The 22,339-nt window shown below is 72.4% G+C and carries 20 protein-coding genes and 2 pseudogenes; 9 read left to right on the top strand and 13 right to left on the bottom strand.

Features of this window, described 5'->3' with window-relative positions:
* Positions 1-18: 18 nt before the first annotated feature.
* On the bottom strand, positions 19-651 hold the full coding sequence (locus tag D1825_RS13705) for a hypothetical protein (protein ID WP_138067678.1): 633 nt from the start codon (positions 649-651) through the stop codon (positions 19-21).
* A complete protein-coding gene (locus tag D1825_RS13700; protein WP_118767989.1) occupies positions 644-1,225 on the bottom strand; it encodes a SigE family RNA polymerase sigma factor in 582 nt (193 codons plus the stop codon). The genes D1825_RS13705 and D1825_RS13700 overlap by 8 nt, the downstream gene beginning before the upstream one ends.
* A 256-nt stretch (positions 1,226-1,481) precedes the next feature.
* Between D1825_RS13700 and cspE the strand changes: the two genes are divergently transcribed.
* From cspE to D1825_RS18835, 7 genes are all read left to right on the top strand, one after another.
* Positions 1,482-1,685 (top strand): transcription antiterminator/RNA stability regulator CspE, encoded by a 204-nt coding sequence (gene cspE / locus D1825_RS13695; protein ID WP_118767966.1) that lies wholly within the window; start codon positions 1,482-1,484, stop codon positions 1,683-1,685.
* A gap of 177 nt (positions 1,686-1,862) precedes the next feature.
* Positions 1,863-2,930, top strand: coding sequence for a fatty acid desaturase family protein (locus D1825_RS13690; RefSeq protein ID WP_118767965.1), 1,068 nt, complete (start codon positions 1,863-1,865; stop codon positions 2,928-2,930).
* Positions 2,931-3,045: 115 nt separating this feature from the next.
* On the top strand, positions 3,046-3,522 hold the full coding sequence (locus D1825_RS13685; protein ID WP_118767964.1) for a hypothetical protein: 477 nt from the start codon (positions 3,046-3,048) through the stop codon (positions 3,520-3,522).
* Between the two features lie 75 nt (positions 3,523-3,597).
* Positions 3,598-3,894, top strand: a complete 297-nt coding sequence (locus D1825_RS13680; RefSeq protein ID WP_118767963.1) for a type II toxin-antitoxin system VapB family antitoxin — start codon at positions 3,598-3,600, stop codon at positions 3,892-3,894.
* Positions 3,891-4,538, top strand: a complete 648-nt coding sequence (locus D1825_RS13675) for a LytR C-terminal domain-containing protein (protein WP_233549904.1) — start codon at positions 3,891-3,893, stop codon at positions 4,536-4,538. The genes D1825_RS13680 and D1825_RS13675 overlap by 4 nt, the downstream gene beginning before the upstream one ends.
* Before the next feature lie 29 nt (positions 4,539-4,567).
* The gene (locus D1825_RS13670) at positions 4,568-4,816 is read left to right on the top strand and encodes a hypothetical protein (RefSeq protein WP_118767961.1); all 249 of its coding nucleotides are present in this window, start codon (positions 4,568-4,570) and stop codon (positions 4,814-4,816) included.
* Between the two features lie 129 nt (positions 4,817-4,945).
* The gene (locus D1825_RS18835; protein ID WP_407643334.1) at positions 4,946-6,301 is read left to right on the top strand and encodes a glycosyltransferase 87 family protein; all 1,356 of its coding nucleotides are present in this window, start codon (positions 4,946-4,948) and stop codon (positions 6,299-6,301) included.
* Here D1825_RS18835 and D1825_RS18830 read toward each other — a convergent pair.
* The 4 genes and pseudogenes from D1825_RS18830 to D1825_RS13645 form a co-directional block, all read right to left on the bottom strand.
* Positions 6,265-7,341 (bottom strand): annotated as a pseudogene (locus D1825_RS18830) (glycosyl hydrolase); the annotation flags it as partial. The gene D1825_RS18835 and the pseudogene D1825_RS18830 sit on opposite strands and share 37 nt — an antisense overlap.
* Positions 7,342-8,195: 854 nt before the next feature.
* The gene (locus D1825_RS13655) at positions 8,196-8,921 is read right to left on the bottom strand and encodes an HlyD family efflux transporter periplasmic adaptor subunit (protein ID WP_118767959.1); all 726 of its coding nucleotides are present in this window, start codon (positions 8,919-8,921) and stop codon (positions 8,196-8,198) included.
* Positions 8,918-10,495 carry a glycosyltransferase family 2 protein gene (locus D1825_RS13650; protein WP_233549903.1) on the bottom strand — a complete coding sequence of 526 codons (1,578 nt, stop codon included), beginning with the start codon at positions 10,493-10,495 and terminating at the stop codon, positions 8,918-8,920. The genes D1825_RS13655 and D1825_RS13650 overlap by 4 nt, the downstream gene beginning before the upstream one ends.
* 314 nt (positions 10,496-10,809) lie before the next feature.
* Positions 10,810-11,733: pseudogene (locus tag D1825_RS13645) on the bottom strand (LLM class F420-dependent oxidoreductase).
* A 51-nt stretch (positions 11,734-11,784) separates the two neighbouring features.
* Here D1825_RS13645 and D1825_RS13640 point away from each other — a divergent pair.
* A complete protein-coding gene (locus tag D1825_RS13640; RefSeq protein WP_233549902.1) occupies positions 11,785-12,423 on the top strand; it encodes a DUF1684 domain-containing protein in 639 nt (212 codons plus the stop codon).
* Entirely contained in the window at positions 12,420-13,220 is an 801-nt protein-coding gene (locus D1825_RS13635; protein ID WP_118767957.1) for a hypothetical protein, read from the top strand. Before D1825_RS13640 ends, D1825_RS13635 begins: the two co-directional genes overlap by 4 nt.
* Here D1825_RS13635 and D1825_RS13630 read toward each other — a convergent pair.
* From D1825_RS13630 to D1825_RS13600, 7 genes are all read right to left on the bottom strand, one after another.
* A complete protein-coding gene (locus tag D1825_RS13630; protein ID WP_118767956.1) occupies positions 13,217-14,149 on the bottom strand; it encodes an Fpg/Nei family DNA glycosylase in 933 nt (310 codons plus the stop codon). The genes D1825_RS13635 and D1825_RS13630 overlap by 4 nt on opposite strands.
* A gap of 16 nt (positions 14,150-14,165) precedes the next feature.
* Positions 14,166-16,007 carry an AAA family ATPase gene (locus D1825_RS13625; protein ID WP_118767955.1) on the bottom strand — a complete coding sequence of 614 codons (1,842 nt, stop codon included), beginning with the start codon at positions 16,005-16,007 and terminating at the stop codon, positions 14,166-14,168.
* Positions 16,008-16,103: 96 nt separating this feature from the next.
* Entirely contained in the window at positions 16,104-16,889 is a 786-nt protein-coding gene (locus D1825_RS13620) for a tyrosine-protein phosphatase (RefSeq protein WP_118767954.1), read from the bottom strand.
* 16 nt (positions 16,890-16,905) lie between these two features.
* Positions 16,906-17,982 carry an LLM class flavin-dependent oxidoreductase gene (locus D1825_RS13615; protein WP_118767953.1) on the bottom strand — a complete coding sequence of 359 codons (1,077 nt, stop codon included), beginning with the start codon at positions 17,980-17,982 and terminating at the stop codon, positions 16,906-16,908.
* Positions 17,983-18,284: 302 nt separating this feature from the next.
* On the bottom strand, positions 18,285-20,945 hold the full coding sequence (locus D1825_RS13610; protein ID WP_118767952.1) for an FtsX-like permease family protein: 2,661 nt from the start codon (positions 20,943-20,945) through the stop codon (positions 18,285-18,287).
* The gene (locus D1825_RS13605) at positions 20,945-21,685 is read right to left on the bottom strand and encodes an ABC transporter ATP-binding protein (RefSeq protein ID WP_118767951.1); all 741 of its coding nucleotides are present in this window, start codon (positions 21,683-21,685) and stop codon (positions 20,945-20,947) included. Before D1825_RS13605 ends, D1825_RS13610 begins: the two co-directional genes overlap by 1 nt.
* Positions 21,682-22,257, bottom strand: coding sequence for a PadR family transcriptional regulator (locus D1825_RS13600; RefSeq protein ID WP_118767950.1), 576 nt, complete (start codon positions 22,255-22,257; stop codon positions 21,682-21,684). The genes D1825_RS13605 and D1825_RS13600 overlap by 4 nt, the downstream gene beginning before the upstream one ends.
* Positions 22,258-22,339 lie beyond the last annotated feature (82 nt).

The raw sequence follows: 22,339 nt of genomic DNA, 5'->3' as shown, positions 1-22,339 counted from the left end.
CCTGTGTCGTTGCCGCCCTCAGTCGACCGGGTACTGCTCCACGCAGCCGGCCAGCGCGTCGAGGTAGTCCTGCGCCCGGGAGGGCGCGACCTCCACGGTCCAGCCGTCGCCCGTCGCGTCGACCTCCCAGCCCACCTGCGCGAGGCACGGGCGCATGAACCCGGCCCACTTCTCGGCGGGGTAGGTCCCCGAGGCGTTCGGGATCGACGACTCCTCGGTCCCCGGGCGGATCGCCGCGAGGAACGGCGTCGACGAGGGCACCCCCGACTGGACGACGAGGACCGGGTCCGCGCCGAGCGACCCATCGGCGACCGCGGTGGCGAGCTCGGGTGCCGTCAGGCTTGCGCTGCCCCCGGCAGCCGCACCGTCCGCGGCAGCGGTCGGCATGGGCGCGCCCGCATCGCTCGCACTGTCCGCCGAGCTCGCGCCTCCGAGTCCCCCCAGCAGACTCGGAATCGCGGCCACGGCGACCACCACCACCCCGCACGCCGCCACGAGCGCTCCCCCGCCCACGGCCACGCCGCGCACGGCGCGCCGACGACGCCCGCGGCGCAGCGCGAGCGGCACGTCGACGGGCACGGGCGGTGCGACGTCCGCGCTGCGCGAGCGCAGCGCGTCGATCCAGGCCTCGTCGTCCATCGGCTCAGTCACCGGACTCTCCCGGCAGCTCGCCCAGCGACGCGCGCAGGCGGTGCAGCCCGCGCGAGGCCTGGGTCTTGACGGTGCCGGCACTGACCCCGAGATCGTCGGCTACCTCACGTTCCGAGAGCCCGACGAGGTAGCGCAGCACGACGACGCGGCGCTGCTGCGGGCTGAGCTCGGCGAGCGCGCGGACGAGCTCGTCGCGGTGCTCGACGGTCGCACCGGCGTCCGCGGTCGCCTGGTGCGGCACGTCGTCGGGCGCGACGAGCACCTCACGGCGGCGACGACGCCACAGGTCGATCCGGGCGTTGGCCAGCACCCGGCGGGCGTAGGCGAGCGGATCACCGGCACGCGCCCGTGGCCAGGCGGTATAGGTGCGCACGAGAGCCGTCTGGACGAGCTCGGCGGCGAGGTGGACGTCGCCCGTCAGGAGCCAGGCCATGCGCCCCAGCTCGGCCTGCGCGGTCGTCGCGAAGGCCGTGAACTCGGCGTCGCGGTCGCCAAGGGCCCGCGGATCGAGGGGGACGGCGGGGTCGTCGACGGGCGCCTCGGCGGCATGCGCCTGCCCGTCGAGCTCTCCCATGAGGACCGTCATACCTGATGACACGTCCCAGAACGTGGATTGGTTGACAGGAAAGGGGAGACTTTCGCACCTGTTGTGCCGTACCGTAGGGCACCGTAGTCGCAGTGCATCGATTGTCATGACCGCCGCGCTCACCCTGGTGGGCGTGGCACCAACGTTCTCGAGCTCGCTCGGGACGGACGACGACCACCGTGATCACCGGTCCCCGGCCAGTTTGTCGGGGGTTGTCCGACCGTACGACAGAGAAGAGAACGACATGGCCACCGGCACCGTGAAGTGGTTCAACGCCGAGAAGGGCTTCGGCTTCATCGCGCCCGAGGACGGCGGAACCGACGTCTTCGTGCACTACTCCGCGATCACCTCCAGCGGCTACCGCACGCTCGAGGAGAACCAGAAGGTCGAGTTCGAGACGACCCAGGGCCCCAAGGGTCCCCAGGCCTCGAACGTTTCGCCCCTCTGATCCTCGCGATCAGCTGAGCAAAGCCCCCGACCGGGTCTCCGGTCGGGGGCTTTGCTGCACCTGGGAACTGGTCGAACTCGCCGCTCGTTCCTTCCACGCATCGTCGGACCAGAAGCCGCTCCCCTCGGCATCGCCCCCGCCCGCCATGCCCACCGACGGACAGACAGGACGGACGCCATGTCGACAGACACCTCTATGCGGCCGCGCGAGCGCGCGGTCAGCGACTTCACCGAGCTGACGAAGGCCGTGCAGGCCGCGGGCCTCATGCGCCGCCGTCCCGGCCACTACACCGCCCGCATCGCCGGCGCCGTCGTCGCGATGGGCGCGCTCATCACGACGATCGTCCTGGTCGGCGACTCCTGGTGGCAGCTGCTCGTCGCCGCAGGCGCCGCAGTGGTGCTGACCCAGATCGCGTTCCTCGGCCACGACGCCGCGCACCGCCAGATCTGGAACTCCGGCAAGGCGAACACCTGGACGTCGCTGGTCCTCGCGGACCTGTTCGTCGGCCTCTCCTACGGCTGGTGGCAGCACAAGCACACGCGCCACCACGCCAAGCCCAACCAGATCGGCGCGGACCCGGACATCGAGCTCGAGGCTCTGTCCCTGACGCCCGAGAAGGCCGCCGCGCGCACGTCACCGATCGGCCGCTGGTACCTGGCCCACCAGGGCTGGTTCTTCTTCCCCCTGCTGCTGCTCGAGGGCCTGGACCTGCACGTCTCGGCGATCAAGCGCCTGATCAACAAGGACCCGCTCGAGCACCGCGCCGTCGAGGCCACCATGATCGGCGTCCGCCTCATCGGCGCGCTCGCGCTCGTCTTCGCCGTGATGTCGCCGGCCAAGGGCCTGGCGTTCTTCGCGATCCAGCTCGGGATGTTCGGCTTCTACATGGGCGCCTCGTTCGCGCCCAACCACAAGGGCATGCCGCTGCTGCCCAAGGACGCGCGCGTCGACTTCCTGCGCCGCCAGGTGCTCACCAGCCGCAACATTCGCGGTGGCCGCTGGGTCGACGTCCTCATGGGCGGGCTCAACCACCAGGTCGAGCACCACCTGTTCCCGTCGATGCCGCGCGTGACGTTGCGCCGCGCGCAGCCGATCGTCAAGGCCTACTGCGAGAAGCACAACATCCCGTACATGGCCGTCTCGCTGCCGAAGTCCTACGCGATCATCGTGCGGCACCTCAACACCGTCGGGCACCCGGACCGCGACCTGTTCTCCTGCCCCATCACCGCGCTCTACCGGGCCTGACCCGACGCGCGCGCGGGGGTTTCAGCCTCCCCGCGCGTATCACCCGAACGGGTGATGACCTCCTCCACCACGGGACGCAGTCCGCGCCCTGTGGTGACGACACGAGGAGGCAACGATGGCGTTGACGACGACGGCGATCTACCTGATCGGCCGCATGCACCCGGAGATCTTCGAGCTCCTGGGCAACCCTTACGGTCCCTACAAGTTCAAGGGCCGACTCGCGGCGGCGGAGCTCAACCCGCAGCCGCTCCCACCCGCCGCCATCAGCACCGGGTTCGCCGCCGCCGGCGAGCTCGTGCGCGGCGCGCTGATCGCCGAGCGCTCCGGCAGCCGGTACTCGATCGACGTCGACGACTGGTGCGGCACCCCGCCCAAGCGTCCGCCGTTCACCTGGCCGCCCGCACCGTGGCCGCCGATCCGTGGCGGCTACGCCGACGACTTCTGGGGCGACTACAACCTCGGGTTCGCCGTCGGGCTCGAGGCGAGCGCGGGCATCTGGGCCGGAGCCGGCTTCGCCGACGAGCTCACCGGGCTGCACGACGCGGCCCTCGAGCTCGCGGCCAAGGGCGGCGCGAACACCCGGCTCGGGTGAATCCCACAGCACTCGCGGCCGGGCACGAGCCGGACCTGGGCCCGCCCGGCCGCGAGTGCACCTAGACTCACCCCCGTGATCTTCAAGGCGGTGGGCGAGGGCAGGCCCTACCCGGACCACGGGCTCGAGACAGCCAAGCAGTGGGCCGAGGTTCCGCCGCGCCAGGTGCGGCTCGACGAGCTCGTCACCACCAAGCGCAATCTCGACCTCGGGGCGCTGCTCGCCGACGACTCGACGTTCTACGGCGACCTGTTCGCCCACGTCGTGCAGTACAAGGGTGTGATGTACCTCGAGGACGGCCTGCACCGCGCCGTCCGGGCCGCCCTGCACCAGCGCCCCATCCTCCACGCACGCGTCCTGGTGATCGAGTGAGCACGGATCCCGACCGCGCCAGAGCCCTGCGCCGGCGCCACATGCAGGAGCGCCAGGCGGTCATCTTCGGCATCCTGCTCGCGGCGCTCGCCGTGATCGGGCTCGGCGCCGCCGCCGTCTACACCAACAGCATCGACCTGCCGTTCTTCAAGGAGCAGTTCGCCGCCGCTCCCACGCCGACGCCGACGCTCGACCCCGTGCCGTGCCCGCCCGAGGGCGCGCTGCCGGTCAAGTACAGCAAGGTCAAGGTCAACATCTACAACGGCACCTCGACCGCGGGGCTCGCGGGCCGGACGGCCGACGACGTCGAGGGGCGCGGTTTCAAGGTCGCGGAGACGACGAACGCGCCGGTCACCTACGCGGGCGTGGCGCGCATCAACTTCGGCACCAAGGGCGTCGCCGCGGCCTACACGCTCGCGGCCCACGTGCCGGGCGCGGAGCTCCAGATGGACGCGCGCAAGAACGCCACGGTGGACCTCACGCTCGGCTCGGACTTCACCACGCTGCTGGAGCTGGACAAGGTGACGCTCGACCCCGAGAAGCCTCTCGTCGCGCCGGCGAGCTGCACGCCCGTCGAGGACCTCGCCAAGGCCCAGGCCAGCGCCAAGGCTTCCGCGAGCCCGAAGGCGACCGCCAAGAAGTAGCGCGAACGCGCGGCCGATGTCATGTTGGGGTGGTCAGCCAGATCCCCCGACGCCGGGAGGCGATCCTCATGACCACGTCCGACGACGACGCCCGACCTTTCCCTGACCACGTCACCGAGGGCGGGGTTCCCGATCCCGTGGTGGCCACCGCTCCTGTCGCCGATGCTGCCCCGGACGACGAGAGCGCGGCCGACCGATTCCTGGACGGTGAGGGCAAGGGCGTCTTCCCCGTAGCCGGGCCGGGCGCCGGCACCGTGCCCCCGGTCGCACCGAGGTAGACCGGGTCGCGGGCCCGGGGTGGGCACACAGCGCGAGCCGCTAGCCTGATCGTCCCGCCCCGGGCCGCACGGCCCCCGTCGACGGAGGCCGTCCTGCGCCGCCTGCTGCACTCCTACGTCGCCGTCTGGGTGGCGTTCGTCCTGGTGCACGGCTGGCTCATGCTCCTGGGCGTGGTGCTGATCCCCGCGCGCGCGTTCTGGGACCTCGACCTGTACCGCTGGTGGATGTGGCAGGGGCTGCACCAGGGGTTCTGGCAGGGCATCGACGGCGCGTGGGTCTACCCGCCCGGTGCGCTGCTGCCGATGCTGGCCGCCGCGCTCGGAGGGACCGTCGGCACCGCCGGGTACGCGGCCGCATGGAGCCTGGGCATCACCGCGCTCGACGCGATCGCCGTGTTCGCACTCCTGCACACCCCCGCGTGGGCGGGTACCCGCACCACCCGCCACCGGACCACGGTCGGCGCCTGGTGGTGGATCGCCTTCCTCGCGCTGCTCGGCCCCGTCGCGATGGGACGGCTGGACGCAGCGATCGCCCCGGTCGTCGTCGTGGCGCTCGTCGTCGGCCTGCGCCACCCGTGGCTCTCGTCGGCCCTGCTGACCGCCGCCGCCTGGATCAAGGTGGCCCCCGGCGCGCTGCTGGCTCCCCTGTTCCTGGCCGCCCGCCGCCCGTGGCGCGACGTCGTGGCGCCGGCCGCCGCCGTGAGCGTGGCCGTGGTCGCGATCGTCGCCTCGCTCGGCGGGCTGCCCTACTTGACGTCCTTCCTCACCGAGCAGGACCAGCGCGGCCTGCAGCTCGAGGCCGTCGGCGCCACGCCGTGGCTCGTGACCAGCCTGTGGTCGGACCAGGTGCTCGTGCACCTCAACGAGCCGCTCGTGACGTGGGAGCTGATCGGGCCCGGCACGCAGGTGGCCGCGGACACCCTGGGCGGGCTGTTCTTCCTCGCGCTCGCCGCCGCGTCGGTGTTCCTGTGGTGGCGCCGGCACGAGCTCGACGGCCGGCTGTGGCGCTCGCCGCGCGTGGGCGCCGAGCTGCTGGTCCGGGGCGCGATGCTCATGTCCGTCGTGCTCATCGTCTTCAACAAGGTCGGCTCGCCGCAGTACATCGGCTGGCTCGCGCCGCCCGTCGCGGTGGCCCTCGCGCTCCGGCTGCCGCGCTGGCGCACGACGGCGCTGCTGGTAGCAGCCATCGCCGGCGCGACCCAGGTGGTCTTCCCCTGGGGCTACGACGGCATCGTCGCGGGCCACCCCGCCAACACGCTGGTGCTGGTGGCCCGCAACGTCGCCCTCGTGGTGCTGCTCGTGCACACGGTGCGCGAGCTCCTGCGTCAGCCCGACGAGCCTGCGGACGCCGCCGATGCGGACGCGGACGCCACGAACGCCAGCAGCGCCGAGCGCGAGGTGCCGTCGTCGATCGCCGTGGCCGGCAACGACTCGAGCTCCGTCCAGGCCTTCGACGCGTCGTCCGGACCCGCGAGCGCCAGGTAGCCCAGCAGGTCGCCGCCGAACATCACGTCGTACCCGTCCGGCGCCGCCTCCGCGACCGACGCCCGGATCTTCTCGGGCGTGACGCCCAGGCCCGCCGAGAGCTGGGCCGGGCCGAGCGGGAGCAGCTGGATGCCGAGCATGGCGCTGGGCTCGGGGCTGAACCACGTGGCCCAGTCGCGCTTGCCGCCCCAGTTGAGCGCCACGACCTCGTGCGTGAAGCCGGCGGGGAGCGTGGGGTCCGTCCAGTAGTCGCGTGCGGTGGCGGCCTCGGTCGACAGCAGCCAGATGGCCTGCGTCTCGAGCGCCTTCTGCCCGGACGCGGCGGCCCACAGGCCGAGCCCGTTCCAGGCGTTGACCGCCTCCGAGCTCGACTCCTGGTTGTTGCCGTCCGCGAACGGTGACGTGCCCGACGCCCACGAGTGGCCGGCGTACGGGTCGAACGTCCGCAGCTCGGGGAACTCGTCGGACGGCGTCGCGGCCGCGATGTCCTCGCCGAGCAGGTCCATCACGTCCTCGACGTCGGCCACGAGCGTCGGGTCGTCGGCCGCCATCATCCCGGCCGCCGCGAGCAGGTAGCCGTAGTGGAAGTGGTGGTCGTTGAGCTCGTCGGACCCGAACGAGGCCGTGAGCCCGATGATCGAGCGCGCCTTCTCGTCGTACACGACGCAACGCGCGTCGCGCTGCTCGCACCCGGTCGGCTGCCCCCACTCGCGCAGGGTCGCCAGCGTCGTCTTCGTCAGCTCGGTCGCGTCGACGTCGAGCTGCTTGGCCAGGCCGATCAGCGTCGCCGCGCGCAGGAGCGACTTGCCGCCGAAGTACGTGTCGGAGGGGAACGCGGGCGTCACCGCGATTTCCTCCTTCAGGCTCTTCACCAGGGTCGCGCGCTGGTCGTCGGTCAGGCTGTCGACGTCGAACGCCCCGGCGGGACGCTGCACGGGGACGGTCGAGACGAGGGTCGAACCGGCGCACAGGCGCAGGTCGCCGTACACGCTCGGGTAGGTGCCGAGGTCGCACGCCTCCCCCACCGTGTGGTGTGGCATGAGCACGTGGGCGCTCGCGCCGTCGTCGGCCGTCCGGTAGGTCAGCGTGGTGCTCGCCTCGTCGGCGTCCACCCCGTAGGCGACGTCGACTCCCGTGACCGGGTGGGTCGCGGACTCGGCGAGGGTCGCGGCCGCCGCGGGGGCGGGCGCGTCGGGCAGCGCGTACCAGGTCGCGGTCTCGCCGTCGGTCAGCGCGGTCGCCCCGGAGTCGAAGGACGGGCCGACGAAGGCCCAGCGCTCGCCGGCCGCGGTGGCCGGACCGTCCGGGGTGGCGGTCAGTGCGCCGTCGGTGCGGACGCTGACGTCCTTCGCGGCCGTGAAGGCCACGAAGGGCGAGCCCTCGGCGATCACGACGCGGCCGAGCACCGCGCCCGAGCCGTCGAGCATCTCGACCGTCACGCTCACCGGGTCGGCCGCGCTGATCCGGGCCGAGGCCGCCCCCACGTCGACGGTCACCGCGGGCACGTGCGGCGCCGCGATGGTCTTGTCCGTGACGGTCGGTGTGGGGAGCCCGATGGTGAAGCCGGACTCCGTGAGCCCGAACGAGAGGGGCTCGGCGAACACCGGCTGCGGCTGGTCGCCGAACACGAGGCCCGAGTACCAGCGGTTGGTGGGCGGCACGACGCCGTCGGCCAGCCGGACCGGGTCGATCTTGGCGACCGCGCGGTGCGGCACCGACGCGACGAGCCCCGCCGCGTCGACCGTCGGCGGGGCCGCCACCGGCACGGAGGACGTCGCGGTCGCCGACGGACCGGAGCTCGCCTCGTCGGACCACGGCGCACTCACCGCCACGAGAGCACCAGCGACGCCGAGGACTGCGACGACGGACCCGGCGACGACCCACTGGCGCGAGCTCATCCGACCACGTCCTTGACGTAACCCTTGACGGCGTCGGAGACGGTCGTGACCACTCCGTCGTTGCGCAGGTGCAGCAGGGCAGCAACGGGCGTCCCGGCCGTGACCAGTCCGTCCTTGTCGCCCTGGACGAGCTCGTCGCTCGCGACGGTGATGACCGCCTGGGCCTTGCCGTCGACCGTCTCCACCTGGACGCGGTCCACGTGGCCGGACAGCGTCTGCTGGTTCGGGAGCTCGATCGTCACGGCGGCGTCGTCGGGCACCCGTGCGTACTCCTTGGCCGAGAGCGTGTACTCGGCCTGGACGTACAGGGTGTCCTTGCGCTGGATCGTGGCCAGGTCGGCGGCCGACTGCACGAACGTGCCGCGCGTACCGTCTACCGCTGTCACCACGCCGGCGCCGCTGGCCGTGACGACCAGCCTGCCCTCCTCGTCCAGGTGCGTCGTCTCGGGCACCACCGGCTCCTTGCCGTCCAGCGGGTGGAGGTTGGCGGCGTCGATGACGAACAAGGTCTCGCCCTCGCTCACCTCGTCGCCGACCTCGACGGCCTGGGTGACGACCAGTCCCGCGTAGGGGGTACCGACGCTGTAGGTCTTGCCCAGGATCTGCGCCGAGGCGCTCGTCGCGATCCCGCGGCTCTCGTTGAGCTTGTAGGTGGCCAGGCCGGCCACCACGACCACCAGCAGCAGGCCCAGGAGCAGGCGGAAGCGTCCGCCCCAGGTCATGCCGCACCTGCCGTGGTCAGGGCGGCGACGCGTTTGCCGCGGGGCTTGCGGAGCGCTCGGCGTGCGGAGCGGCCCTCTCTCCAGGCTGTGACCACGAATCCTCCAAGAATGATGGTGTTGGTCGCGTTCCAGGCCAGCGCGAGGCTCGGGTACCCGTTGCTCAGGTCCTTCCACGCGCCGACGACGGTCGTCAGCGCGAGGAAGACGAAGACGAGGACCTGCGGCTGGATGAACGCGAACGGGGAGCGGTACGCGCCCTTGGAGCCGGTGACGTGCCAGGCCTGCTCCCGCTTGAACACGGCGTTGAGCAGGGCGCGGACGTAGATCGGGAACGAGACGGCCGCCATGAGCAGCGTCTGCCAGCGGAACGACCCGAGGGTGTAGAAGGCGACCAGCACCTGCATGACGTAGAAGCCCGCGTAGTAGAGCAACCACGTGGCCGGCGTGATCGTCAGGTTCATCGGCGTGAGGTTGAAGAAGATCTGCAGCGGCGGAACCATGATCAGCAGCAGCGGCGCGATGCCCGTGAGGTAGAACGTGGCCGTCACGGTGTACTGGAGCCGCTGGTCGATCGTGAGCTTGCGCTTCGGGGACATCGGGTTGTGCGTGAGCATGATCTCGAAGCCGCCCGTCGCCCAGCGCAGCTGCTGCTTCGTGTACGCCTCGACGGTCTCGGGGGTGTCCCCGACCGCGAGCTCCTTCGGGATGTAGACCGTCCGCCAGCCCTTCTCGTGCAGCATGAGCGAGGTCCACACGTCCTCCGACTTCGAGTCGGAGTAGATCCCGCCCACGTCGACGATCGCCGCGCGCCGGAAGATCACGTTGGTCCCCACGCAGAACGCGGCGTTGAACCGGTTCCGCCCGGGCTGGATGAAGCGGTAGAAAACGGCCTGCATGTAGCCCGCGCCCTTGCTGACGACGGTCTCCAGGTTGCCGTAGGCCTGCGGGGTCTGGACGAACGCGACGTCCTTCGAGGCGAAGAACGGGACCGTCTCGTAGAGGAACTCGGGCTTGGGCACGAAGTCCGCGTCGAAGACGACGAACAGCTCGCCGCGCGTGATGGACAGCGCGTGGTTGATGTTCCCGGCCTTGGCGCCGTTGCTGGACAGGCGCCGGATGTAGCGGGCCCCGAGCTCAGCGGCGAGCGCCGCGACCTCGTCGGACCGCCCGTCGTCGAGCACCCAGGTCTCGTGCGCTCCGTGCATCGCGACCGCCGCGGTGACGGTGCGGCGGATCGTGCCCAGGTCCTCGCCGTAGGTGGTGATGAAGACGTCGATCGTGACCGAGCGGCCGTCCAGGGACATCGTCCAGTCCTGCGGGCGGGACTCGGTGTGCAGCTGGAGGATCTCCTCGAGGCCGTACAGCCGGTCCTGCGCGTGGTGGAAGGCGAAGCCGCGCGGGTCGTAGCCCGACGCGAGCACGGTCCACATCGCCAGCAGCGCGTGGAACACCAGCACCGACTCGGCGGCGATGACCATCACGTAGGGCAGCCAGTCGCCGCGGTTGCCCGGGTTGAGCAGGAAGATCGCGTAGACCACGATCCCTGCGCTGGCGAGCAGGACGAGCAGAACCATCGAGGGGCTCTGCGCCGTCTCGGTCTCCCGGGTGCGCGCCGGCCGCGACTGCGGATGGTCGGTCCTGCGGGGCTCGATGAAGAGCCGATCAAAGGTCGTGCTCATGCGGGTCCCCCGTCGCTTGGGCGGACCCGGGGGCCCACCTCTGCCGTGACGACGGCCGCAATGGCGCCACCCCTCGACCTACGCCCGGATCGGCGTCGTCGTGGGGGTTGTCACCGACGGTACGGAGGCATTTCGGGCATGTCCACAGGGCGGCGTGTGCACCAGGTCACATGCCGGTGAACACTCCGGTAACGCCCGAAGACGGTTGCTCAGGCGAGCTGTGGGGCGATCTCGTTCGCGACGAACTCCAGGTGGTCGAGGTCGTGCAGGTCCAGGACCTGCAGGTATGCACGCTTCACGCCCTTCTCCTGCAACGCGCCCAGGCGGTCGACGACCTCGCTCGCAGTGCCACCGAAACCGTCGGTGCGCATCTGCTCGGGGTCGCGACCGATGGTGGCCGCGCGGCGATTCACCCCCTGCTCATCGGCAGCGGTGCACAGCACGTGAGCGATCGAGAGCGTCAGGGTGCTCGGGTCGCGGCCTGCCTCGTCGAGCGCGGTGCGGATCGCCGTGAGGCGACCGTCGACCGCGTCGGCGTCGGGGAAGACGAGGTTGAACTCGTCCGCGAACCGGGCCGCGAGGGCCGGGGTCCGGCGCGGGCCGGAGCCGCCGATCACGATCGGGATCTTCGGCTGGACCGGCTTGGGCAGCGCCGGGGAGTCGACCAGCGAGTAGTGCTCGCCGGCGTGGCTGAACGTCTCGCCCAGGGGCGTCTCCCACAGCCCGGTGACGATCTCGAGCTGCTCCTCGAGCATCCCGAACCGCTTGGCCGGGAACGGGATCCCGTACGCCGCGTGCTCGCGCTCGAATCACCCCGTGCCGAGCCCGAGCTCGACGCGGCCGCCGGACATCTGGTCCACCTGCGCGACCTGGATCGCGAGGATGCCCGGGTGCCGGTAGGTGACCGACGAGACGAGGGTGCCGAGGCGGATGCGGCTCGTCTCGCGCGCGAGGCCCGCGAGCGTCGTCCACGCGTCGGTCGGGCCCGGGAGGCCGTCGCCGTCACCCATCGACAGGTAGTGGTCGGAGCGGAAGAAGGCGTCGAAGCCCAGGTCCTCGGTGGCCTTCGCGACCGCCAGGAGGTCGTCGTACGTCGCGCCCTGCTGGGGCTCGGTGAAGATGCGCAGTTCCATGGGTTCACCCTCGCACGGCGGGCGTGGGCGGCCGTGCGTAGCGTGGCCTGCGTGGACACCCCCGTGCTGGACCTGACCTCGCTCGACTACGCGCTCGCCGTCGCGGACTGGCGGCTGCGGGTCGCGCGCATCTACGCGGACGTGCGCGCGTCGTCCGACCCCGCCGAGGCGCACGCCGGGTGGGTCGCCTCGCGCGACGAGCTGTTCGCCACGCACCCCGCGTCGCCGATCCTCGACGCCGCCGCCTTCCGCGGGCTCGACGTCGCGCCCTACGACCCCGCGCTGCGGTTCGTCGTCCCCGTGCTGCCCGACGAGCCGCGACGCATGGACGTGCCGACCGGGACCGACGGCGTGGTGCCGTTCGAGCGCCTCGGCCGCGTGGAGCTCCCCGGCGTCGGCTCGCTCGCGGTGTGGGCGCTGCGCTCCTACGGCGGCGGTCTGTTCGTCCCGGTCAAGGACGCGCGCGCGGGCCGACCCGGCGGGACCTACGGCGGCGGCCGGTACCTGCTCGACACGAACAAGGGCGCGCACCTCGGGGCGTCCGACGAGGGCCTCGTCGTCGACCTGAACTTCGCCTACAACCCGTCCTGCGCGTACGACCCCGCGTGGGCGTGCCCCCTCGCGCAGGCGGAGAACACCGTGCCGGTCGGGCTGGACGTCGGCGAGCGGGCGGCGGTGCGGACCGCATGAGCGCGATCACGTCGATGTGGGCCTGGGACAACCCCGTGCCCGCCTCGGTCGACGCGCGCGGCCGGGGCTACGCGCCCGCCGCGCCCGACGAGCTCGTCGCCTTCGCGCGCGACCGCGGCCTGACCCGGGTGATGCTCTCCGCGCCGTGGGCGGCCGACAAGGGACCGGTGGGGACCTGGTTCACCGAGGCCGTCGGCGCGCTGACCGCCGCGGGCGCGACCGTCGCGGCGCTGGGTGGCGACCCGGGCTGGCTCGGCTCACCGCAGCTCGCCGTGCAGTGGTCCCGCGCCGCCCGTGCCGCGGGCGCCGAGGCGATCCAGCTCGACGTCGAGCCGTGGGTGCTGCCCGCGTGGCAGTCGGACCAGGCCGGGTCGGTGCGGCGCTGGCTCGCCCTGCTCGACGCCGTGCGCCTCGACCTCGCAGGCGCCGAGCTCGGGATCGACTGCCCGTGGTGGCTCGCCTCGACCGCGTACGGAGACGGCACCGTGCTCGACGCCGTCCTGCCGCGCGCGGACCGCATCGGCGTCGTCGCGTTCGCCGACCGCGCCGCCGGGCCGGACGGGATCGTCGCCCTGGCGTCGCCCGCCGCGCTCGCGTGCGGGATGCCGTTCACGATCGGCGTCGAGACCGACACCCCGGAGATCGCCGGGGGTGCCCAGTTCACGTTCTACGACGAGGGTCCCGACGTGCTCGAGCGCGAGGCCGCCCTGGTCCGCGACGCGTTCGCCGGGGTGCCCGGGTACGAGGGCGTGACGGTCGAGCACCACCGCGCGTGGCGGTCGCTGCTGGGGATCTAGCGCTGGCAGGACGGGCAGAAGTAGAGCTTGCGGGTCGCCATCTCCTCGACCACGACGCTCGTGCCGCACACCCGGCACGGCAGGCCGTCGCGCTTGTAGACCCAGTGCCGCTCGCCCGGGTCCGCTAGGGCCGCGGCCCGCCCTGCGTCGTCGAGGTCCTCGCGGGTGATCATCGCGCCGTCGCGGATGCCGTCCGCGAGCAGGGCCGCCCAGTCGCGCCACAGCGCGCGCAGCACGTCGCGAGGGACCGCACGGCCCGGCGTGTGCGGGTCGAGGCGGGCGCGGAAGAGCAGCTCGGCCCGGTAGATGTTGCCGATCCCGGCCACGACCGTCTGGTCCATGAGCATCTGGCCGACCGCGACGCCGCGAGCGCGGATCCGCTCGACGACGACCTCGCCGGCCGTGTCCAGGTCGTCGGTGCTCGCCGGGTCAGGTCCGAGGCGGTCGACCACGGCCTGCGCCTCGTCGGGCGCCAGCACCTCGCACGCGGAAGGCCCGCGCAGGTCCGCGACCGACTCGGCGGTCGCGAGCCGCACGCGCACCTGCCCGACCGGATCGGGCGGGAATTGGGCCAGCAGCCCGCCCTCGTCGGCCGGGGACTCGCGCTCGTCCTCGCCCATCCGCACCGCGCGCCGCAGCCGCGGCGCCCCCATGCTCCCGACCGCCGCCTGGCCCGCGACGATCGGCGTGATCTGGCCGTAGAAGTCCCACGCGCCGTAGAGCCCGAGGTGCACGCGCAGGACGTCGCCGGAGTCGAACGTGCAGAACAGCTGCTTACCCACGGCATGGGCCTCGACCATCGTCTGCCCGTCGAGCCGCGCCGCGCCGGCGGCGAACCGGCCCTGGGGCGAGCTCACGGCGATCGGGTGCCCGACGAAGTCGGCGCCGACCTGGCGAGCGATGCGGTGGACGGTATGACCTTCGGGCACCCGGTCACGCTACCTGTCAGGCGACGTGCAGCACCTTGGCCAGCGGGGTGCCGGTCGGCGGCGTCACCGGCGCAGGGGCCGGGGTCTGCGCCGCGGCCTCCAGCACGTCGGTGATCTCCGGCCCGATCAGCTCGTACCTCTCGAGCAGCGCGTCCCGCAGTGCCTCGACGAGGTGCCGGTTGCGGCTCAGGAGCCGGCGCACGTGGCTGCGGGCGTCGTCGAGCACCGTCTCGAGGCTCTCCCGGGCGCTCGAGTCGGCGAGCACGGCCGAGACCAGGTCGTGCGGCGTCGCGGCGAACGAGACGAGCGAGCCGGTCATGCCCGCGGCGCCGACCATCTGCGCCGCGGTCCGGGTCGCCGAGGCGAGGTCCCCGGCCGGACCGGTGGAGGTCTGGCCGAAGAACAGCTCCTCGGCGACCCATCCGCCCATGGCGATCTGGACCAGCGAGTTGAGGTCGTAGTGCGAGTGGGTCCAGACCTCCTCGCAGTCGTCGTGCGCGAGCAGGCCCAGAGCGTCGCCGCGGCGCACGATCGTCAGCACCTCGAGCGTGCGGTTCGGCGCGACGAGCCAGGCGACGGTCGCGTGCCCGGCCTCGTGGGTGGCGATGAGCTCCTGCTCGGCGGCCGTGTACCGCACGGGCTGGCCGATGCCCACCATCTCCGTGATGCGCGCCTGCTCGACGTCGTGGAACGACATCGTCAGCGAGCCGCGGCGCAGCGCGTTGACGAGCGCCTCGTCGAGCAGGTGCTCGATCATCACCGGGGTCCAGCCGTTCGTCGCCGCAGCCACGCGGTCGCGCATCGTCGGCTCGTCGAGCTCGGCGTCGTGCGCGCGCCGGGCCAGGAAGTGGTCGACGAGGTCGCGGCGCCCCAGGGCGTCGGGCGTCGAGAACGTCAGGTGCCGGTCGAACCGGCCCGGACGCAGGAGCGCGGGGTCGAGCGAGTCGGCGCGGTTGGTCGCGGCGATGAGCAGGATCGGCGCGCGGCCCGGCTTGCGCTGCTGGATCTGGCGGTGCGCCGGCAGGAACAGGTTCACGCGGGCGACCAGGCGGTTGTACATCTTGTCGCCGCCGGTGGGCTCGTCGAACGACTGCATCTGGACCAGCAGCTCGTTGACGACGCCGCCGGTCCCCTCGGAGACCACCTGGTTGGTGACCAGGCCGCGGTGGAAGCCCTGCATGGGGGAGGCAGTCATGGCCGAGGCCATCCCGCCGCGGCGCATCGCGATCGCGTCGATCTCCTCGATGAAGCCGATCGCCCCACCCTCGGCGCGCGCGGCCTTGCGCAGCGCCTTGAAGTAGGACCGGATCTTCTTGGCCGTGGCGCCGTAGTACATCGACTGGAACGAGGTCGCCGAGACGAACAGGAACGGCACGCCGGCCTCGGCAGCCATGGCCTTGGCGGTCATCGTCTTGCCCGTGCCCGGCAGCCCCTCGAACAGCAGGCCGCGGCGCGGGGAGCCGCCCATCTGGTCGGCGAACCGGCGGTGGGTCTGGAACAGGTCGATCGAGCGGCGCACGTCCTCCTTGACCGGGTCGATGCCGACCACGTCGTCGAGGCCGACGTCGATCTGCTCGGGCCGGTACGTCAGGTGCGGCGAGCGCCCGCCGCCCATCTGCGTGCCCACGACGACCAGCAGCATGAGCCCGAAGAACAGGATGATCGTCAGCAGGAACGGGTCCACGTGCGGCAGCGGCGGGATGATCGACCAGCCGGCGAAGGCCCCGCCGATGACGTACGCCTCGACGAGCAGCACCACCACGGCGAGCCGGTAGAACCGTCGGCGGCGCATGCGCTCCCGGTCGAGCGCGATGTCGTGCGCTCCCTGGCGGATGGGCGAGACGAGCTCTTCGGCCACGAGGTGTGTCCTTTCGTGCTGGTCAGGACGGACACCTCATCGTCAGGGTGACACCGAGAACCGGCAAGATCGGACATATCGGACCACTCGAACGGGCTAACCGGCGCGCAGCGTCCTGCCGAGCGTCTCGACCTCGACGTCGGTGAGCCCGAGGCCGTCGCGCAGGTAGGCGTCGAACGAGCCGTAGGAGGCGTCGATCTGGTCGAACGCGGCCTGCAGGTAGTCGGCCCGCACCTCGAGGAACGGGGCGAGCGCGGCGGGGTCGCCGCCGGACGCCGCGAACTGCGCGAGCAGGGGCGCGTAGGCCGCACGCACCGCGGGGTTCACGGCGAGGTACTCGTCGGCCACCTCCTCGCGCGTGACGCCCGCGGCGAGCAGCAGGATCGTCGCCGCCCAGCCCGTCCGGTCCTTGCCCGCCGTGCAGTGGAACAGCACCGGGACGCGCGCAGGGTCGATCACGACGCGCACGAGCCCCGCGTAGGCCTGACGCGCGGCCGCGCTGGTGACGAAGCTCCGGTAGGTCGACCGCATCTGGTCGACGACGTCGTGCCCCTCGATGCGGCCGCCGTGCTCCTCGAAGAGCGTGGCGACCTGGGCGGCCGCGCCCGTGGGCAGGTCGGCGAGGACGTCGAGCTCGACGAGCTGCGCACCCGCCGGGACGCGGTCCGGCCGCGCCTCGCGCTCGGCCCCCGTCCGCAGGTCGACGATCGTCCGCAGGCCGAGGGCCGCGAGCTCCGGGTCGCCGGCGATGGCCTCGTCGGCCAGCTCCGCCGAGCGGAACACGACGCCGGTGGCGACCAGCGCGCCGTCCCTCGTCGGGCGACCCCCGAGGTCCCGGAGGTTGCCGAGGTGGACGTTCGCGATGCGGTGCAGGTCCGTCATGTCCCGAGCCTAGGCATCACGCGCTGACGGCGAGCGCCTCCCGCGCGGTCAGGCCCAGGGTCTCGCGCAGCGTCGTGCCCGGGTAGGAGTCGCGGAACAGGCCCGCGGCACGCAGCGCCGGGACCGTGTGCTCGACGAGCTCGGTCAGGTCGGTCCGCAGCGACGCGGGGCGGACGGTGAAGCCGTCGCCGGCGCCGGTCCCGACCCAGTCGCCGACGAGGTCCGCCAGGCCGGTCGCAGTCCCGGCGTAGACCAGCGAGCCCGAATCCCCCGCGACACCCTCGAGCTCGGCCAGCAGCTCGAGGCGCGCCTCTGCGCTGGCCTCGTCACCCGCCAGCACGACGAACGCGTCGACGAGCACGCGCACGTCCCGCGGGTCGCGTCCGGCACCCGACACCGCGTCGAGCACCTGCGCAGTCAGGCGCTGCGCCTCCTCGCGGTTCGTCGCCCGGATCCGCACCACGTCGGCGAACCGCGCGGCCACCTCGAGCGTCCCGGCGTCCCCGAGCCGCACGACCACCGGCGGGCGCCCCTGCGGGGGCGGCGGCGTGGTGGTGCGGGCGCTCGCCGCGAAGTGGATGCCCTCGACGTCGACGTACCGACCGCGACCGGGATCGACCGGCTGCGGCGCGGCGCCCTCCCAGCGGTCCCAGGCCCGCTGCACCTGCTCGGCGGCGACGTCGATCCGGTGGCCGGGCGTCGCCCCGCCGCCGACCTGCCACGCGGCACGCCCGCCGGACGCCCGGTCGATCGACGCGACCGCCTGGGCCACGTCGCGCGGGTCGGTGTGCTGCGTGCCGACGCTCGCCACCAGGCCGACCCGGCGCGTGCGTGGCCCGAGCCGGGCGGCGATCAGGGCCGGGTCGAGCCGGCCGCGCAGGGTCGTGTTGCGCGACGCCTGCAGCGTGAAGTCGTCGTCGAACAGGACGAAGTCGAGCGTCCCGCGCTCGGCGAGATCGACCAGCTCGACGAGGTGCGCGCCGTCGAACGGACGGGCGGCGGTCGAGCCGACGTCCTTCCAGGACGCGGCGCGGGCTCGGGTCTCCGTGAGGTCGAGGCCGAGGTGGGCGAGGGTGTGGGTGGAGAAGGTCATGGCGGATCCAGTTCGTCGCAAGAGGGCGCGCACGCGCTCGCTCAGCGGCGAGGGGCGCGGGGGGTCGTCGGGTCAGCGACAACAGCGACAACAGGCGAGGGGCATGGAGACGGCAATCACGGCACATCCCCTTCCTCGTTAATCCCGACTAGATCAGTACGAAATCTAGCCACGTGCCCGAGGCAAAGTCAACGCATGTCCACGCCCCCTGCGTCCTGGTATGCCGAGTGCGCCCCCAAACGCTTGAGTGCGCCCGTGGTTTGAGGCGCACTCGGGCGGTCAGGCGGGCACTCGGCAAGGGGTCAGGTGGCCAGGCGGCGGGTGACCGGGAGGTGCGAACGGGTGAGGAGGAAGGATCCCCCGACGGCCAGCAACGGGATGCCGACCGCGATCGCAAGAACCTGCGGGCCCGGGATCGCCACGGCGAGATCAGGTTCGTCGGCTCGGGCCGCGAGCACCAGTACCCAACCGAGCGCGAGTCCCGTCAGCGTGCCGAGTCCGACGCCGAGCACGACGACCACGGCGCTCTGGGCCGCGGCAACCCGCCGCCGCATGCGTGGGCTCGCCCCGATAGCCGCAAGCGTCGCGAGGTCGGGGCGGAACTCCGCAGCCGCGAGCGCCATCGCAAGCCCGGTCGCACCTAGACCGATCGCCAGCGCGGCCGCGACCAGAACCCACAGGTAGATGGGCGTGTCGTCGCTATAGCCGCGCTCGACGAAGACCTCCGCGCGGCCGAAGACCGCGCTCCGCGCTCGAGCCAGTTCCGCATCCGTCGGGGCTGCCGCCGTCGTGACGACCGCGCCGACGGTGTCGACCTCGAGCCCGAGCCGATCGGCGACCGCAGTCGGCAAGACCGTGCCGAACTGGCCGAGACGCTTGACAGCCGCTGCGGGCACGACGACAGGTGCCGGCAGCGGGATGGAGCCATCGTTGATCTGGAGGTGCGCAGTGCCGTCGGGCCACAGAGCACGTGGGTCGACAAGCACCTTCCCGGCACGCAGCGCCGCGGCAGCCGCGTCTGCGCCAGGTAGTCCGATCGCCTCCACCGTGTCGCCTTCGTCGACCAGCTCCGTGGGCGAATACTGGCCATCTCGTACGGGGTTGAAGCTGATCTGCAGCGACTCCAGGTTGTTGCACCGCGGGTCTCTCGCCGAGGAATCTGCGGGGCACTCCTGATCCGGCGGACGCAGGGACGCGAGCCAGCCACCATTGACCGGCTGTGCTGCACGGACAACCGCGACGCCGACGCCATCTACGGCCTGCCGTACCGACTCTGCGCCTCGTCGAACCTCGGCGTCGCCCGCCATGTGCACCTGGTCACCCCACTCGTCGACCATCGAGCTGGCCACGAGCACCGTGCCGGCGCCAGCAGTCGGCACGTACTGCGACTCGCCGAACGCTTCCTTCGAGTGCAGGTACGTGCCGGTGGCGACGACACCCGCGACCGCCGCGATCACGGCTGCGACCGCTGGCGCGGTCCGTCCTCGCTGGCGGCTCGCGTCCCGCAGCGCCACCCGACCTGCGACTCCGACCCGCGGTGCAAGCCGTCCGACGAGGGTCACGAGCCCGCCCGACGCAGCGACGACACCGATCTGCAGTGCGACGACCCCCATGACCAGGAGCGCCGAGCGACTGGTGACGGCGCCCACCACAGCGGCTGCGACACCGATCGTGACCGCGAGGACGCCGAAGATCGGTACACGACGGCTCGGGCTCGCCTCGGCGCGGCGTCGACCCAGCGCTGCGACGACGTCGATCCGTCCGGATCGTCGCGAAGGCAGCCACGCGGCCGCGACGGCGACGAAGAAGCCGACGAGCGCCATGGCGACCACGATGAGCCACGGGATGCGGGGGTCGGGGAATCCCGTCGAGCCGCGTGCGACAGCGATCGCTCGGACCGCAACAGCGCCGACGATCCCGAGAGCGGCCCCAGCGATCGCGGCCACCGACCCGATGACGACGCCGCCGAGGAGCACGATCCTGCGCAGCGTCACGGTGTCTGCGCCAATCGCCGCGATCAGGGCAAGCTGGCGAATCGAACGGCGCGCGCCGATGGCGAACGCAGGCCCCACGATCAGGACCGCCTCCAGCAGACCGATGGTCGCCGCGGCCAGGACGAGCCCCACGGTCGCGACCGACCATGGCTTTCCCCCCGGAGAACCAACCGCCGGCACGGCCGGCGGTTCCAGCACAACCGCCCTGCTCGTCACGACCAGCCCCGACTGGTTCATCGCAGTAACGACGTCCCACGAGACAGGCACTTTCCCAACCACGAACCACCCCACCGGGGTGTTGGCGACCGGGATCGAACCAAGCGGAACAGTGATTCCCGCGGCGCCAGGCTCCGCACCCTGCGGGGCTCCGACACCGACGACCTCGAGCACGGACGGGCTGTCGCCCGTCCGGGTTGCCACCGAGATCGTGGCGCCCACACCCACGCCGAGCTCCGATGCTGTCGACGTGGTCAAGAACGCCTGGCCAGCCGTCGTTGGCCAGACACCCTCGACGAGGTCGGCACGTGCAGCACGTGGGAGGTCAGCTGGAGAGAGCGACTTCACGCCGACCATCACCACCCCGGCGTCTGAGGACACCGCCCCGGGAGTCAGGTACTTCGCCACCAGGTCGTCGCCAGCGGGGAGCGATGCTCGGATCGCGGTCTCCGCGGAACCCGGTCCAGACGCGTCGACGCCCTCGACGACCTTCGACGCCAAACCGTAGGCGTCCTGAACCACTGGCGAGTCGTACGGGTGCACGATCCACGCCTGTGTCGAGTCGCCGAGCTGCTCAAGCGCCTGGCGCTCGCTCGTCGGGATCGACGACTGCACCAGCACCGCCCCGCCCGACGCCACGAGCACCGGCAGCCCCACCATCGCCACCACCAACGCCGTCCGGCCCCTGCTCCGGACGGCATCACGGCGGGCGATGCGAGCCGTGGCCCGCATCGCGACGAACCAGCGGCGCATCAGATCGAACCCGCGGCCTGCAACGACCAGGGCTCCAGGCGACGGCCGGTCCCGTCCACCACCACGCCGTCCCGCAGGAACACGGTCCGGTCGGCCCACGCGGCGAACCGCGGCTCGTGCGTGACGAGCAGGCCCGCCGCTCCCGCGTCGATGCGGGCGCGCAGCACCCGCATGACGTCCTCGCCCGTGGTGGAGTCGAGCGCGCCCGTGGGCTCGTCGGCCAGGACGAGGCGGCGCGGGCCGACGAGGGCCCGGGCGATCGCGACCCGCTGCTGCTGGCCGCCCGACATCTCGTCGGGGAACCGGTCGGCGAGGTGGTCCACGCCGACCTCGCGCAGCGCGGCGCGGGCCTCGGCGCGCGCGGTGCGGCCGCCGATGCCGTCGAGCTCGCGCGGCAGCGAGACGTTCTCCGCCGCGGTGAGCGCGGGGATGAGGTTGAAGTCCTGGAACACGTAGCCGACCGCGCGGCGGCGCAGGCGGGCGCGGGCTCGCGCGTCGAGCGCGCTGAGCTCGTCGCCGGCGAGGGTGACCGAGCCCGTCGTCGGGGTGTCGAGGCCGCCGACGATGTTGAGCAGCGTCGACTTGCCCGAGCCCGAGGCGCCCATGACCGCGACGAGCTCGCCGAGCCGGATGTCGAGGTCGACCCCGTCGAGGGCCCGCACGGCTGTGGCACCCTCGCCGTGGACGCGCGTCACGCCGCGAGCCGTCAGCAGCACCGGGCCGAGCTGGCGGCCGGTCATCGGGTCACCCGCGTGGGCTCGTCGGCGGCGACGGCCGGACGGATCGGCTGGGTGGCGGCGCGCGCGACGCGGGCCTCGACGTGGTCGAGCCAGCGGACCTCGGCCTCCGCGGCGAACACGAGGTTGTCGAGCACGAGCGACCACGCGAGGTCGTCGGACGCGGGGCCGGCCGCGGGCAGGTCGGCCTTGAGGCGGGTCAGGTCGGTCAGGGCGCGCATCGTCTCCGTGCGCTGCGCCTGGACGATCGCCGTGACGTCCACGTCGGGCGCCGTGACCGCGAGCGCGAGCTTGATGCTCAGCTCGTCGCGCTGCGGGGCGCTGCGGACGACGGGCGTCGACCACCACTCGCGCATCGCGGCCCGGCCGGCATCGGTGAGTGCGTAGGCCGGGGGCTCGGTGCCGTCGACCGGCTCGACGAGCCCGTCGCGCACCAGGCGGTCGAGCGTGGTCGAGACCTGGCCCATGTTGAGCGGCCAGGTCCCGCCCGTGCGGGCCTCGAACTGCTGGCGCAGCTGGTACGCGTGCATCGGCTCCTGCGCGAGCAGCGCGAGCATCCCCTGCCGGACGGACATCGTTCCCCCTGTGTGGTTACGCGGTAACTCTGAGCCGGAAGTTACGCAGTAACCTCTTTCGCGTCAAGCACCACGCCGCGTC

The sequence above is a fragment of the Cellulomonas rhizosphaerae genome (assembly GCF_003470205.1).
Classification (GTDB): domain Bacteria; phylum Actinomycetota; class Actinomycetes; order Actinomycetales; family Cellulomonadaceae; genus Cellulomonas; species Cellulomonas rhizosphaerae.
The sequence above is the reverse complement of the archived record's forward strand: the minus strand, read 5'-3'. Positions and strand labels throughout refer to the sequence as shown.

Coding starts and splice junctions, on each gene's coding strand:
- D1825_RS13690 (WP_118767965.1), top strand. CDS start 1,863: ATGTCGACAGACACCTCTATGCGGCCGCGCGAGCGCGCGGTCAGCGAC.
- cspE (WP_118767966.1), top strand. CDS start 1,482: ATGGCCACCGGCACCGTGAAGTGGTTCAACGCCGAGAAGGGCTTCGGC.
- D1825_RS13700 (WP_118767989.1), bottom strand. CDS start 1,225: ATGGGAGAGCTCGACGGGCAGGCGCATGCCGCCGAGGCGCCCGTCGAC.
- D1825_RS13685 (WP_118767964.1), top strand. CDS start 3,046: ATGGCGTTGACGACGACGGCGATCTACCTGATCGGCCGCATGCACCCG.
- D1825_RS13610 (WP_118767952.1), bottom strand. CDS start 20,945: ATGCGCCGCTGGTTCGTCGCGATGCGGGCCACGGCTCGCATCGCCCGC.
- D1825_RS13620 (WP_118767954.1), bottom strand. CDS start 16,889: ATGACGGACCTGCACCGCATCGCGAACGTCCACCTCGGCAACCTCCGG.
- D1825_RS13635 (WP_118767957.1), top strand. CDS start 12,420: ATGAGCGCGATCACGTCGATGTGGGCCTGGGACAACCCCGTGCCCGCC.
- D1825_RS13600 (WP_118767950.1), bottom strand. CDS start 22,257: ATGTCCGTCCGGCAGGGGATGCTCGCGCTGCTCGCGCAGGAGCCGATG.
- D1825_RS13615 (WP_118767953.1), bottom strand. CDS start 17,982: ATGACCTTCTCCACCCACACCCTCGCCCACCTCGGCCTCGACCTCACG.
- D1825_RS13605 (WP_118767951.1), bottom strand. CDS start 21,685: ATGACCGGCCGCCAGCTCGGCCCGGTGCTGCTGACGGCTCGCGGCGTG.
- D1825_RS13655 (WP_118767959.1), bottom strand. CDS start 8,921: ATGACCTGGGGCGGACGCTTCCGCCTGCTCCTGGGCCTGCTGCTGGTG.
- D1825_RS13650 (WP_233549903.1), bottom strand. CDS start 10,495: ATGGTTCTGCTCGTCCTGCTCGCCAGCGCAGGGATCGTGGTCTACGCG.